Below are 13554 nucleotides of genomic sequence, written 5' to 3' on the forward strand. Positions count from 1 at the left end.
GAATTATGGCCATGCAATCTCAAGACATCATTCGTAAATCCGCCACCAATGGTTTCACGCCGGCGCCGCGCGCCCGTGACCACCAGGAAGAAGTGGCCAAACTGATCGATGTCACCACCTGTATCGGCTGCAAGGCCTGTCAGGTGGCCTGTTCCGAATGGAACGACATCCGCGACGAAGTGGGGCACAACGTCGGGGTGTACGATAACCCCGCCGATCTGACCGCCAAGTCGTGGACGGTGATGCGCTTCTCCGAGGTGGAGGAAAACGGCAAGCTGGAATGGCTGATCCGCAAGGATGGCTGCATGCACTGCGCCGATCCGGGCTGCCTGAAGGCCTGCCCGTCGGAAGGCGCGATCATTCAGTACGCCAACGGCATCGTCGACTTCCAGTCCGAGCACTGCATCGGCTGCGGCTACTGCATCGCCGGCTGCCCGTTCGACGTGCCGCGCATGAACAAGGACGACAACCGGGTGTACAAGTGCACCCTGTGCGTCGACCGCGTGGACGTCGGCCAGGAACCGGCCTGCGTGAAAACCTGCCCGACCGGCGCCATTCACTTCGGCACCAAGGAAGCGATGAAGCAGGTGGCGGCGGATCGCGTCAGCGAGCTGAACACCCGCGGCTACCAGAACGCCGGTCTGTACGATCCGGCGGGGGTGGGCGGCACGCACGTGATGTACGTGCTGCACCACGCCGACAAACCGCAGCTGTACCACGGTTTGCCGGACAACCCGAGCATCAGCCCGGCGGTGACCTTCTGGAAGGGCGTGTGGAAACCCCTGGCGGCCATCGGCTTTGCCGCCACCTTCGCGGCCAGCGTGTTCCACTATGTCGGCGTCGGGCCTAACCGCGTCGACGATGAGGACGAGCACGACGAGTCGCACGACGAGGAGACGCGCAAATGAGAAAGGAAAAGCCCATTCAGCGTTACAGCGCACCGGAGCGCATCAACCACTGGATCGTGGCGTTCTGCTTTGTGTTCGCCGCCATGAGCGGGCTGGGGTTCTTCTTCCCCTCCTTCAACTGGCTGATGAACATCTTCGGGACGCCGCAGCTGGCGCGCATTCTGCACCCGTTTGTCGGGGTGATCATGTTTGCCGCGTTCCTGCTGATGTTCCTGCGCTATTGGAAGCATAACCTGATCAACCGGGAAGATATCGTCTGGGCCAAGAACATCCACAAAATCGCCATGAACGAGGAAGTGGGTGACACCGGGCGCTATAATTTCGGCCAGAAGTGCGTGTTCTGGGCGGCGATTATCAGCCTGGTGCTGCTGCTGGCCAGCGGCGTGGTGATCTGGCGGCCGTATTTTGCGCCGTCGTTCTCCATCCCGCTGATCCGCATCGCGCTGCTGGTGCATTCGTTGGCCGCGGTCGGCCTGATTATCGTGATTATGGTGCACATTTACGCCGCATTGTGGGTAAAAGGCACCATTACCGCGATGGTGGAAGGCTGGGTGCCGGCGGCCTGGGCCAAGAAACATCATCCGCGCTGGTACCGTGAGGTCCGCGAGAAACGACAGGAAGATAAACCCTGATGAGTATCCGCATCGTTCCTAAAGAGCAGTTAGGGGCACAGCGTGAGAAGTCCTCAACGGCGGAGAACATCCCGCCGTTACTTTTCGCCAACCTGAAAAGCCTGTACAGTCGCCGCGCCGATCGCCTGCGTCAGCTGGCTGTCGACAATCCGCTGGGCGACTATCTGAACTTCGCCGCCGAGCTGGCGCAGGCGCAGCAGCATGCGCTGCACGATAATCCGCTGCAGCTCAATCTTAGCGAAGCGCTGGCGCAGGGCGCCGCCAGCGGCAAACCGCCGCTCGATCTGAGCGTGTTCCCGCGCAGCGAGCACTGGCGCAAGCTGCTGGCGTCGCTGATCGCCGAGCTGCGCCCGCAGGCGCCGGAGCATATCCTGGCGGTGCTGGACAACCTGGAGAAAGCCTCGGCGCACGAGCTGGAGCTGATGGCCGACGCCTTGCTCAACCGCGAGTTCGGCAAGGTGGGCAGCGAGAAGGCGCCGTTCCTCTGGGCCGCGCTGTCGCTCTATTGGGCGCAGATGGCCAGCCTGATCCCCGGCAAGGCGCGCGCCGAATACGGCGAGCAGCGCCAATTCTGCCCGGTGTGCGGCAGCATCCCGGTCTCCAGCATGGTGCACATCGGCACCGTCAACGGCCTGCGCTACCTGCACTGCAACCTGTGCGAAAGCGAATGGCACGTGGTGCGGGTGAAGTGCAGCAACTGCGAGCAGACCCGCGATCTCAACTACTGGTCGCTGGACAGCGAGCAGGCGGCGGTGAAGGCGGAAAGCTGCGGCGACTGCGGTACTTACCTGAAGATCCTGTATCAGGAAAAAGACCCGCAGGTCGAAGCGGTGGCCGACGATCTGGCTTCGCTGGTGCTGGACGCCCGCATGGAAGAAGAAGGCTTCGGCCGCAGCAGCATCAATCCGTTCCTGTTCCCGGCGGAGTAACCGCCCGGCCCCGTTCGCGCGGGGCCGGACCAGCAATTTCAGCACGGGCTTCTGGCATTCGCCCGGACGAGTTGCTACGTTTAGGCCATAACGCGCCAAGCGAAAGGAACCACGATGTTAAACACCCTGGCAAAACTGACCGCGGTCGCCGTGCTGGCGGTCGGACTGGCGGCCTGCGACAACAAAGACGACACCAAACCGGCGGTGCCGCCACCGGACACCAAGCCGACCGTGACGCAGCCCGCGCCACCGCCGCCGCCTGCGCCGGTAGAAACCCCGCCCGCGCCGCCGGGGCTGAACGTGTCGCTGCAGAAGGGCAAAATCACCTTCGAGCTGCCGCCGGGCTTTAGCGATCAAACGCTGAACAGCGGCATCATCAACGACAGCACCTCCACCATTCAGCGCTTTCTCGACGGCAAGTCGCGCCAGAGCGCGGTCTCTTCCGAAGTGATCCCGCCGGACGGCATGAAGCTCAACACCAGCGACAAAATGCTGAAAGAGCTGGCGCAGAGCGCCATCACGGTGCTGGCCGAGCGCTATCAGAATATCCAGACCACCAAAGAAGAGAACTTCAGCGTCGGCAAACAGAAGTTTCGCCGGGTGGATACCGAGCAGACCGTCAACGGGCAAAAGGTGGTCTCCACGCTGGTGTTGACGGTGTTCAACAAACGGGTGGTGACGCTGCAAATGCTGTCGCCGGCCAAAACGCCGGAAGTGCATCAGGCGCTGGTGCAGCGGATTATTGATACCCTGGCGGTGAAGTAAGGGCGCCGCGCCGCGGCCAGGACGAAGCGGAGGAGACCGGATGAAGCTTATCGGCAGTTACACCAGCCCCTTTGTGCGCAAGATTTCCGTAATGCTGCTGGAAAAAGGGATCGCGTTCGAATTCGTCAACGATCCGCCGTATGAGCCAGGCAGCCGGGTGAAGGCGTTGAACCCGCTTGGCAAGGTGCCGGTGCTGATCGCCGATGACGGCGAGGTGTTTTACGACTCGCCGGTGGTGGCCGAATACCTCGAACTGCTGACGGTGGAGCCGGCGTTTTTGCCGGCCGAACGCGCCGCCGCGCTGCGCGTCCGCCAGGTGGCGGCGCTGGCGGACGGCATGACCGAAGCGGCGGCGACCCTGTTTCGCGAAAGCCGGCGCGCGCCGGAAAAACAGGACGAAAACTGGATGCTGCGCCAGCGTGACAAACTGACGCACGGGTTGGATGCGCTGGAGGCGCTGGCGCGGGACAAAACGTGGCTCAATGCCGAGCGGCTGACGCTGGCGGATATCGCCACCGGCTGCGCGCTGGGCTACCTCAATTTCCGCCGCATCCTGCCCAACTGGTGCGTCGGGCGCCCGGCGCTGGTCAAGCTGGCCGAACGCCTGTTCGCCCGTGAAAGCTTCGCCCGCACCGCGCCGCCCTGAACGTTCTTTTCTCCCCGCCGCGGCGGGGTTTTGCTATGCCGATACGTCTAAATTGAAAACCGAGCGACCATGAGCACTGAATCCCACCTTCTTTACAGCCAACTGCCCGCCATCGACCGCCTGCTGCGAGAACCCGCGATTGAACCGCTGGTGGCGCAGCATGGCCAGACGCTGATCGGCGAACTGCTGCGCCGGCTGCAGGCCCAGGCGCGTGACGCTATCAAGCAACAGCAACGTTTACCCGCCTGGTGCGGCGACTGGCCGCAGGCGCTGCGGGCCGAGCTGGCCCGGCAGCAACGCCCGGCTTTGCTGCCGGTGTTCAACCTCAGCGGCACCGTGCTGCACACCAACCTCGGGCGCGCCCTGCTGGCGCAGCCGGTGAAGGAGGCGGTGAGCGCGGTGATGGGGGAGGCGGTGACGCTGGAGTACGATCTCGACGGCGCCGGGCGCGGCCATCGCGATCGGGCGGTGGCGGATCTGCTGTGCCGGCTGACCGGCGCGGAGGACGCCTGCATCGTCAATAACAACGCGGCGGCGGTGCTGCTGATGCTGGCGGCGATCGCCCCCGGCAAAGAGGTGGTGGTGTCGCGCGGCGAGCTGGTGGAGATCGGCGGCGCATTCCGCATACCCGACGTGATGCGCCAGGCCAGCTGCCAACTGGTGGAGGTCGGCACCACCAACCGCACCCATCTGAAAGATTACCGCCAGGCCATCAACGAGCAGACCGGCCTGTTGATGAAAGTGCACACCAGCAACTACAGCATTCAGGGCTTTACCGCGGCGGTCGACGAGGCCGAACTGGCGCAGCTCGGAGCCGAACAGGGCGTGCCGACCGCCACCGATCTGGGCAGCGGCTCGCTGATCGACATGGCGCAGTACGGCCTGCCCGCCGAACCGATGCCGCAGCGGCTGCTGGCCGCCGGCGTCGACTTGGTGACGTTCTCCGGCGATAAGCTGCTGGGCGGCCCGCAGGCCGGGATCATCGTCGGCAAAAAGGCGCTGATCGCCCGCCTGCAGCAGCATCCGCTCAAGCGCGCGCTGCGCGTCGGCAAGCTGACGCTGGCGGCTCTGGAGGCCACGCTGCGGCTCTATCTGCAGCCGGAAAAACTGGCTGAGCAGCTGCCGACGCTGCGGCTGCTGACCCGCCCGCAGCAGGAGATGCAACAGGCGGCCGAACGGCTGCTGGCGGCGCTGGCACCGCGGTTCACCGCCGATTTCGAGCTGCGCGCCGAACCGTGCTGGTCGCAAATTGGCAGCGGTTCGCTGCCGGTGGATCGCCTGCCAAGCTATGCGCTGACCTTCACGCCGCGCGACGGCCGCGGCGCCACGCTGGAAGCGTTGGCCGAACGCTGGCGCCGCCTGCCGCAGCCGGTGATCGGCCGCCTCGGTGATGGCCGGCTGTGGCTGGATCTGCGCTGTCTGGAACAGGAAGGGGCGCTGATCGACGCGCTGAGCGCCTCATGATCATCGCCACCGCCGGCCATGTCGATCATGGCAAAACCACCCTGCTGCAGGCGATCTCCGGGATCAACGCGGATCGCCTGCCGGAAGAGAAGCGCCGCGGCATGACCATCGATCTGGGTTACGCCTACTGGCCGCAGCCGGACGGCCGGGTGCTGGGCTTTATCGACGTGCCCGGCCACGAGAAATTCCTCGCCAACATGCTGGCGGGCGTCGGCGGCATCGACCATGCGTTGCTGGTGGTGGCCTGCGACGACGGCGTGATGGCGCAAACCCGCGAACATCTGGCGATCCTGCGCCTGAGCGGGCGCCCGGCGCTGACGGTGGCGCTGACCAAGGCCGACCGGGTGGACGCGGCGCGTGTCGGCGAGGTACGCCGCCAGGTGCGCGACGAACTGGCGCGCCAGGGCTGGCCCGATGCACCGCTGTTTGTTACCGCGGCGGCGGCGGGAGAGGGTATTGAGGCGCTGCGCGCGCATTTGCTGGCGCTGCCCTCCGGCGAGCACGCGCTGACGCGCCGTTTTCGCCTGGCGGTAGACCGTGCGTTCAGCGTCAAAGGGGCGGGGCTGGTGGTGACCGGCACCGCGCTCGGCGGCCGGGTGCAGGTGGGAGATACGCTGTGGCTGGCCGGCGCCGACGCGCCGGTGCGGGTGCGCGGCCTGCACGCCCAAAATCAGGCCGTGGAACAGGCCCAGGCCGGGCAACGCATCGCGCTGAACATCAGCGGCGATGTCGATAAAGACCGTGTCGCGCGCGGCGACTGGCTGCTGGCGCAGCGTCCGCCTGAGGCGGCGGAACGCATTCTGGTGGCGCTGGAAGCGGATCGGCCGATCCGTCATTGGCAGCCGCTGCACCTGCACCATGCCGCCAGCCACATCACCGGGCGCATTTCGCTGCTGAACGACGGGCTGGCGGAACTGATCCTCGATCGCCCGCTGTGGCTGGCGGAGAACGATCGGCTGGTGCTGCGCGATATCGGCGCACGGCAAACGCTGGGCGCGGCCCGGGTGCTTAGACTGAGCGCGCCCAAGCGCGGCAAGCGCCAGCCGGACTACCTGGCATGGCTGCAGGCCCTGGCGAACGCGCAGGACGATGCGCAGGCGCTGACGCTTGAGCTGCCGCACGGCGCGCTGTCTCTGACGGCGTTCGCCTGGGCGCGTCAGTTGACCGACGACGGCCTGGCGGCACTGCTGGCGAACCACGATCTGCTGATCGTCGGTGATCGGGCGCTGGCGCAGGAGCAGGTGCAACAGGCGGAAAGTCGGCTGCTGCAGGTGCTGGCGGAGTACCACCAACAGCACGCCGATCAGTTGGGGTTAGGGCGCGCCCGTCTGCGGCGCATGGCCCTGCCCCAGCAGCCGGAAACGCTGGTGTTTATGATGATCGATCGGCTGCAGAAGGCCGGCGCACTGCGCAATACGCGCGGCTGGCTGCACCTGCCGGAACACGGTCTGGCGTTCAGCGCCGAAGAGGCGCCGCTGTGGGCGCGCATCGAACCGCTGTTCGGCGACGAGCCGTGGTGGGTGCGCGATCTGGCGAGCGAGTTGGGCGAAGAGGAGAGCCAGGTGCGGGCGCTGCTGCGCAAGGCGGCCCAGCTGGGCCATGTGACGGCGGTGGTGGTGGATCGCTATTACCTCAGCCGACGCATCGATCAGTTCGCGGCGCTGATCCGCGAGCTGGATGCGGAGCGGGGCGGCGCCAACGCCGCTGATTTCCGCGATCGGCTCGGCGTCGGGCGCAAGCTGGCGATCCAGGTGCTGGAGTTCTTCGATCGCAGCGGCTTTACCCGCCGCAAGGGTAACGAGCATCTGCTGCGCGACGGCGGGTTGTTCGGCAACTGATTGCGTGTTTTTTGTTCTCTGATGGCGGTATAATCAGCTTTAATCACTTTGATTGATGTCGATTGTATTGAGGATCAAGACGATGAATACGAAAGTCATCACCGCTCATGTGCCGCTGCCTTTGGCTGAAAAGGTGGATGAAATGGCCGCCAAACTTGAACGCTCACGGGGATGGATAGTGAAGCAAGCCCTCACCGCCTGGCTCGAGCAAGAGGAAGAGCGCCGTCGGTTAACGCTGGCGGCGCTGGCCGATGTCGAACAGCAAAACGTTATCGATCATGAATCGGTAGAAGCCTGGGCTGCCAGCCTGGACAGTGACGATCCGCTGCCGGTACCGCGCTGATGGAGTTAAAATGGACGAGTAAGGCGCTATCGGATTTGGCGCGTTTGTTTGAGTTTCTTGCCTTGGCTAACCGTACTGCGGCAGCGAATTCGGTGAAGGCCTTGGTCGCCGCGCCTAAAGCGTTGCTTGATAATTCTCGCCTGGGTGAAAGACTGGACGAGTTTTTACCGCAGGAAGTGAGGCGTATTCTGGTCGGCCGTTATGAGATACGTTACCAGGTGCAGCCGGCAACGATTTATGTTCTGCGTATTTGGCATACCCGCGAAGAGCGATAGGCCGAATTCCCCTACCCGATAAATCTGACGGCGGCCTGGCTGACGTCGGGCGTCTGGGCGGTCAGAAACGCCTGTAAGCGTTCGATCAGCGGCCGCTTCGCCGATTCTTCCGGCCAAACCAGATAGTAACCGTCGCCGGTACGCACGGCGGCGTCACAGGGCAGCGCCAATAACCCCTCTTCAATCGTCCGCAGGCTCAGCGCCAGATCGCCGATCGAGACGCCGTGCCCGGCGATGGCCGCCGTGTTGCCCTGTTCCAGCGAATCAAATACCTGGCCGCGCGTGAGATCGATCGGGGCCGCGATGCCGCTTTTTTGCAGCCAGCGCCGCCAGTCGCGCCGATCGGGCGAAGGGTGGATCAGCGGGCAGGCGGCGAGATCGCGCTGCCCGTCGGCGAGCAGTGCAGGGGCGCAAATCGGGATCAGCCATTCGTCGAACAGCTTGGCGGCGGCGGTGTTGGCGCCGAAGTGGCCGTTGCCGAGCAGGATGGCGCAGTCGTAGGGTTCGCTGAAAAAATCCACGCTGTCGATGTCCATCCAGACGCTGGCTGCCTGCACCTCGAACGCCTGCGCCGTTTGCCGGAACCGGCTCAGGCAGTCCAGCAGCCAGCGCAGGGTCAGCGTGGAGGGCGCCTTCAGCCGCAGCAGATCGCGGTGGCTTCTGAACAACTCGCACGCTTGCTCGATGCGGCCAAACCCTTGCTGCAGCTCGGCGGCGAAGATTTTCCCCTGCGGCGTGACCTCGATGCGCGGGCCGTTGCGCTGGAACAGTCGACAGCCGAAGTGCTGCTCCAGCGTTTTGATGTGCTTACTGACGGCGCTCGGGGTGAGATGCAGCTCCTCGGCGGCCAGCGTGAACGAGCCGGTGCGGGCGGCGCTTTCGAAGGCGCGCAGGGCGTAAAGCGGCGGAAGGGAACTGGCCATCGCGGCGTCTCTAATAATGAGTCTGATTCACAGTAAACGACAGGATTACTCCTTTTTCAAGGCGGGGGCGGCGGCAGGATAATGGCGCGACGCCAACTGACTGAATGTGAGTGAAATAAAGATGAACCTGTCGTTGCTGGCGGCGTATTTCGCCGCCATTTTCTTGCTGATCGCCACGCCGGGGCCGGTGGTGGCGATGGTGGCCAACACCGCGGCGCGCTTTGGTGCCCGGCGCGCGCTGTTGACTGCGCTGGGCAGCAACGGGGCCTCCTTGTTGCTGATCGGCGTCGCCGCGCTGATTATCACCGGGCTGTTCGCGGTTGATATGCGCTTGCTGCAGTGGATAGGCCTGCTGGGTTGCCTGTTTCTCGGCCGTATGGCGATCGTCTCGCTGTATGAGGATTTATCCGCGCGAACCCCGGATGCGCAGCCCGTTGCGCCGCCGCAAAAACGCTCGGCGATCCTGACCGGTTTTTTGGTGGGCATCGCCAACCCCAAAGACATTATCTTCTTCGTCGCTTTTTTCCCGCAGTTTATCGCCGTCACCCCCTCGATCGGCGCCAGCCTGACGCTGTTGACTGCACTGTGGGTGCTGGCGGACTTCGCCATCTTGCTGGCCTATATCACCCTGCTGTCGGGAACGGCGCTGCAGCGCGCGCGGCGGGCGATCTCTGTCCTGTCGGCGTTGCTGCTGTTGGGGGTGGCGGTGGTGGGAGCGGGGTATGCGCTGTGGGGTCTGCTCGGCTGAAGCCGCATAAAAAAACGCCGGTCGGGAAACCGGACCGGCGTTTATCGTGGCGTTTAAGCCGCGCCGGTCGGCTGCGGCGTGGGGTCGCCGTTGCGGCGTTTGCCGATAAACAGCGCCACCAGCGTCAACCAGCACAGGCCGCTGATGAGGTTGAACAGGTTGAACAGCCCGCTACCGCCCCAGACGTAGGCGACCTTGGCCAGCTCGATGCCGACGGTGAACACCATCATGCTCAGCATGCCCATGGTGGCCGACACGGTGCCTTTGCTGACAGTGCTGGAGAACAGCGTCAGGCGGTACAGCCCGGCGTTGGCCAGGCCAATGCCGAAGGCGTACAGGCTCAGGCCGGCGGTCATCCACAGGTAGGCATGGCTGGAGAACTGGGTCGCCAGCGCGGCGATCAGCAGCCCCAGCAGCATCGGGCCCGCGCCCAGCTTGATCAGGCGCTCCACGCTGTTTTTGCCGGTCAGGCGTGCCAGCGTCAGGTTGCCGAGGATCAGCGCGCCGAACACCGGGATTTGCAGCAGGCCGTAATCCAGCGTCGACAGCGACTCACCGCTGATCAGGATCACCGGCGACTGGGCGATCCAGGCCAGCAGCGGCAGGCTGGCGAAACCGATCGCCAAAGCGCCGCACAGGAAGCGGCGGTTGCCAAGCACCTGACGGTAGTCGCGCCACAGGTTGGCGGCGGAAAACGCCTCGCCCTGCAGCGTGGCGGTTTCCGGCATGGCTTTCCACAGGCCGTAGAAGGCGATGGCCGCCAGCGCGGCGAACAGCACGAACATGCTCTGCCATGGCGCGACGTGGATCAGCGCCGCGCCGGCCAGCGGCCCGAGCAGCGGGGCGATCAGCGCCACGTTGGCCATCAGCGCGGTGATCTTGATGCACACCGATTCTTCAAACGACTCCTGGATGGTGGCGTAGCCGACCGCGCCGATAAAGCACAGGCCGATGCCCTGCAGGAAACGCATGGCGATGAACTGCTCGATGGTGGTGACCAACAGGATCGCCAGGCAGGAGACGATAAAGAACGCCACTCCGGCCAGCATCACCGGGCGGCGGCCGCGGCGATCCGACAGCGGCCCGAGCAGCCACTGCAGGAAGATGCCGCCGGCCAGATAGGCGGTCATCGAGGTGGGCACCCACTCTTCGCCGGCGTTGAAATCCGCCACGACGGCCAGCATGCCCGGCTGAATCATATCGTTGCCGATATAAGTGGCGAACTCGAACAGCACCAGACAAAGAGGGAATAAAAGCGCCTGTCGGCCCAAACGTGCCGCAGGTGGTAATGTCGTTTTCATATTATTGTACTGATAGTAAAAGAGAAAAAGGAACTGCCAGGGCGGGAAGCGCAAACTGAGCGAGTTGTGGCGGCTATTTTGCCGCCAATTGTTCACCTTCGCAATCATAAGGTGTTGTTTAAGTGCATTCTGATATTTCGCTTTTGGGTTGTCGCCGAACGCCGTGCCCGATAACCTCTTCTTAACATATCAATATGACACAAGATCGGGCGAGCGTTTGAGCGAGAAAATCGGCTGGATAGACAATTTGCGGGCGATAGCGTGCATGATGGTGGTGATGATCCACGCCACCACCTATTACGTCACCAACGGCGCGGCGATAGGGCTGCACAACTGGGATATTGCCAACGCACTGAACTCGCTGTCGCGCGTGTCGGTGCCGCTGTTCTTCATGATTTCCGGCTACCTGTTCTTCGGCGAAAAGAGCGCTGGCCGGCGGCATTTCACCCGTATCGCCTGCTGCATTCTGTTCTACAGCGCCATCGCGCTGATCTATATCGCGGCCTTCACCAAGATCGGCTTCTGGCCGTCGCTGCGCGCCATCCTGCAAAAGCCGGTGTTCTACCACCTGTGGTTTTTCTACGCCATTACGGTGATTTACCTGCTGTCGCCGCTGATCAGCGTCAAGCCGGTGTCGCGCCGTTACCTGGCCGCCGCGCTGGTGGTGTTGGCGGCGATCGCCAACCCGAATACCGACAAGCTGACCTTCGGCAATGCGCACCTGCTGCCGGTTAACCTGTATATCTACGGCGATACCTTCTACTACCTGCTGTATGCACTGGCTGGGCGGGCGATTGGCATGATGGAGGCGCGCGGGCGCGCCGTGGGCTGGCTGGCGGCGCTGGGATTTGCGCTGTGCGTGGCGCTGATCGCGCGCGGCACCAAGCACCAGCTGTTCATCAACGGCAACTTCGCCGATACCTACTACATCTACAGCGGCCCGCTGGTGTTTATGGCGGCGGTGGCGCTGCTGGTGTGGGTGAAACACTGTTTGCCGCAGCCGATCGGCTGGCTGAGCGCGTTCTCCCGCCATTCGCTGGCGATCTACGGTTTTCACGCCCTTATCGTCAACGTGATGCGCAGCCGGCATCTGGATTTCACCGGCCACCCGCTGCTGGATATCTTCTGGGTGTTCGGCGTGGCGCTGGGGCTCAGCCTGCTGCTGTCTGTCGGCCTGCAGCGGCTGGATACCCGCCGGCTGGTGTCATAGCGGCGAGCGCTGGCGCTGCTGGGCGCGGCGCAGCTGCCGCCCGGAAGAAAAGCCGGCCGCCAGCGCGGCCTTCTCCAACCCATATCCTTGCTGCAGGCGCTGTTGCGCCACCGCCAACCGCAGCTGCTCATGATATTCCCGCACGCTGATGCCGACGTGGCTGCGAAACAGCCGCGCCAGGTGGCGGCTGCTGACGTGCGCTTTTTCCGCCACCTGCGGAACCGACCAGTCGGCCTCCGGCTCGGCGGCCATCACGTCCTGCGCGCGGTGTACCGCCGGGTGCAGGTGGTTGCGGTAGCGCAGCCAGGGCGACAGCTGCGGATCGTCCCCGGCGCGGCGGAAATAGACCACCATGTCGCGTGCGACGTCGCGCGCCCGGCCGGAGCCGCAGTGGCGGTGGACCAGGTGCAGCGCCAAATCGATGCCGGTGGTGATGCCCGCGCTGGTGTAGACGCCGCGATCTTCGACGAAGATACGGTTCTCTTTCACCTGCGCAGCCGGCGCCTGCCGGCGGATACGTTCGATGACGTCGTGGTGGGTGGTGCACTGATAGCCGTCGAGCAGCCCGGCCTGCGCCGCCAGCAGCGCGCCGGAACAGATGCACACAAGGGTGATGCGCTGCCGCTGCAGATCGGGCCGCAGCGTCGCCAGCCAGCGTCGCGCCTGCTCGGCCTCTTCCCCGGCGAAATAGCGCTGCGAATCGCCGACGCCCGGCAGCACCAGAATGGCGCCGTCTTCCAAGCGTTCGGGCAACGGCTGCAGGCCGCTCAGCGTCATGCCGATGGAGCAGACGATCTGCGGCGCCGGGCTGAGATAACGCAGGCTGAACTGCCCGGCGAGGCGCAGGGTTTCCGCCGGGCCGCTGACGTCCAGCGACAGCACGTTGGGCAACAGCAGAAAATAGACGGCCTGCGACATGGTTACTCCTGTGCGAGTTGCGCCAGCGCCTCATCCACGCTGGCGATGCGGGCGAAACGATCGACCAGTACGGTTTCAGTATGCCGCTTCAGCTGTGCAGGGGTAAAGGTTTCACCGTCGGGATGACGCATCGGGAAGGTCAGCGTCGCCTCGGTGACGAAGGTCACCCGATAACCGAGATCGGACGCTACCCGGGTGGTGGTTTCGCAGCACTGCTCGGTGCGGATGCCGGAGACGATCAGGTGGTTGATATCCCGCTCGCGCAACCAGGCGTCGAGGCCGGATTCGGTCAGCGCATTGTGTACGTGCTTATGCACGGTGATATCCGCCTGGTGGGTGAGGAACGGCAGGCGCTGCACATGGCCCGAAGCCAGCGAGAACGGCCCCTGCGGCGAAACGTGCAGCACATCGACCAGCGCTGCGCCGCGTTGTTGGCAGCCCACGATCAGGCGCGTCAGCGCCTGCTGAAACGCCGGCAGATCGTCCTCCTGCCAGAATGGACGGTGCTGGAATGATTGCTGGACATCGATGATCAATAACGCGCTCTGTGACATTTTCGGCCCTCCGCCAGTATGTGTAGCGACCATCTTGCGCCGCGCCTTACTCTGGCAGAAGGCCAAAAACGGCCATCATGATGACAACAGCGGACCGACC

15 protein-coding genes are annotated in these 13554 nt (G+C 64.2%); 11 read left to right on the forward strand and 4 right to left on the reverse strand.

What is annotated here, in order from left to right:
- The first annotated feature begins 5 nt into the window (after nt 1-5).
- The 9 genes from fdxH to ACJ8PI_RS18895 all read left to right on the forward strand — a co-directional run bounded on the left by fdxH (nt 6) and on the right by ACJ8PI_RS18895 (nt 7800).
- Entirely contained in the window at nt 6-908 is a 903-nt protein-coding gene (fdxH, locus tag ACJ8PI_RS18855; protein WP_033649532.1) for a formate dehydrogenase subunit beta, read from the forward strand.
- Entirely contained in the window at nt 905-1540 is a 636-nt protein-coding gene (gene fdoI / locus ACJ8PI_RS18860; RefSeq protein ID WP_164134554.1) for a formate dehydrogenase cytochrome b556 subunit, read from the forward strand. Before fdxH ends, fdoI begins: the two co-directional genes overlap by 4 nt.
- The gene (gene fdhE, locus ACJ8PI_RS18865; RefSeq protein ID WP_164134555.1) at nt 1540-2469 is read left to right on the forward strand and encodes a formate dehydrogenase accessory protein FdhE; all 930 of its coding nucleotides are present in this window, start codon (nt 1540-1542) and stop codon (nt 2467-2469) included. Before fdoI ends, fdhE begins: the two co-directional genes overlap by 1 nt.
- A 114-nt stretch (nt 2470-2583) precedes the next feature.
- Entirely contained in the window at nt 2584-3234 is a 651-nt protein-coding gene (locus ACJ8PI_RS18870) for a DcrB-related protein (protein WP_033636562.1), read from the forward strand.
- Nucleotides 3235-3274: 40 nt separating this feature from the next.
- Complete coding sequence (locus ACJ8PI_RS18875) at nt 3275-3880, forward strand: glutathione S-transferase (RefSeq protein ID WP_164134556.1); 606 nt, start codon at nt 3275-3277, stop codon at nt 3878-3880.
- A gap of 69 nt (nt 3881-3949) precedes the next feature.
- A complete protein-coding gene (selA, locus tag ACJ8PI_RS18880; RefSeq protein ID WP_164134557.1) occupies nt 3950-5344 on the forward strand; it encodes an L-seryl-tRNA(Sec) selenium transferase in 1395 nt (464 codons plus the stop codon).
- On the forward strand, nt 5341-7182 hold the full coding sequence (selB, locus tag ACJ8PI_RS18885) for a selenocysteine-specific translation elongation factor (protein WP_164134558.1): 1842 nt from the start codon (nt 5341-5343) through the stop codon (nt 7180-7182). Before selA ends, selB begins: the two co-directional genes overlap by 4 nt.
- Before the next feature lie 82 nt (nt 7183-7264).
- Nucleotides 7265-7525, forward strand: coding sequence for a CopG family ribbon-helix-helix protein (locus ACJ8PI_RS18890; RefSeq protein ID WP_033649526.1), 261 nt, complete (start codon nt 7265-7267; stop codon nt 7523-7525).
- A complete protein-coding gene (locus ACJ8PI_RS18895; protein ID WP_043148289.1) occupies nt 7525-7800 on the forward strand; it encodes a type II toxin-antitoxin system RelE/ParE family toxin in 276 nt (91 codons plus the stop codon). The genes ACJ8PI_RS18890 and ACJ8PI_RS18895 overlap by 1 nt, the downstream gene beginning before the upstream one ends.
- A gap of 11 nt (nt 7801-7811) precedes the next feature.
- Here ACJ8PI_RS18895 and ACJ8PI_RS18900 read toward each other — a convergent pair whose 3' ends face one another.
- The gene (locus ACJ8PI_RS18900) at nt 7812-8723 is read right to left on the reverse strand and encodes a LysR family transcriptional regulator (RefSeq protein WP_164134559.1); all 912 of its coding nucleotides are present in this window, start codon (nt 8721-8723) and stop codon (nt 7812-7814) included.
- Between the two features lie 121 nt (nt 8724-8844).
- On the opposite strand from ACJ8PI_RS18900, the gene ACJ8PI_RS18905 reads away from it, so the two are divergent.
- Nucleotides 8845-9471, forward strand: a complete 627-nt coding sequence (locus tag ACJ8PI_RS18905; RefSeq protein ID WP_041037277.1) for a LysE family translocator — start codon at nt 8845-8847, stop codon at nt 9469-9471.
- Between the two features lie 53 nt (nt 9472-9524).
- On the opposite strand, the gene ACJ8PI_RS18910 is transcribed toward ACJ8PI_RS18905, so the two are convergent.
- Nucleotides 9525-10772: an MFS transporter gene (locus ACJ8PI_RS18910; protein ID WP_033638635.1), complete on the reverse strand. Its 1248-nt coding sequence runs from the start codon at nt 10770-10772 to the stop codon at nt 9525-9527.
- A 217-nt stretch (nt 10773-10989) separates the two neighbouring features.
- Between ACJ8PI_RS18910 and ACJ8PI_RS18915 the strand changes: the two genes are divergently transcribed.
- Nucleotides 10990-11982 carry an acyltransferase gene (locus ACJ8PI_RS18915; protein ID WP_060439315.1) on the forward strand — a complete coding sequence of 331 codons (993 nt, stop codon included), beginning with the start codon at nt 10990-10992 and terminating at the stop codon, nt 11980-11982.
- Here ACJ8PI_RS18915 and ACJ8PI_RS18920 read toward each other — a convergent pair.
- Together ACJ8PI_RS18920 and ACJ8PI_RS18925 are read right to left on the reverse strand one after the other, a co-directional pair.
- A complete protein-coding gene (locus ACJ8PI_RS18920) occupies nt 11977-12900 on the reverse strand; it encodes a GlxA family transcriptional regulator (protein ID WP_049202579.1) in 924 nt (307 codons plus the stop codon). The two genes, ACJ8PI_RS18915 and ACJ8PI_RS18920, sit on opposite strands and share 6 nt — an antisense overlap.
- 2 nt (nt 12901-12902) lie before the next feature.
- The gene (locus ACJ8PI_RS18925; RefSeq protein ID WP_033653973.1) at nt 12903-13454 is read right to left on the reverse strand and encodes an isochorismatase family protein; all 552 of its coding nucleotides are present in this window, start codon (nt 13452-13454) and stop codon (nt 12903-12905) included.
- Between the last annotated feature and the right edge of the window lie 100 nt (nt 13455-13554).

The organism is Serratia sp. CY82433, from assembly GCF_052166535.1.
In the GTDB taxonomy this organism is placed as follows: Bacteria; Pseudomonadota; Gammaproteobacteria; order Enterobacterales; family Enterobacteriaceae; genus Serratia; species Serratia sarumanii.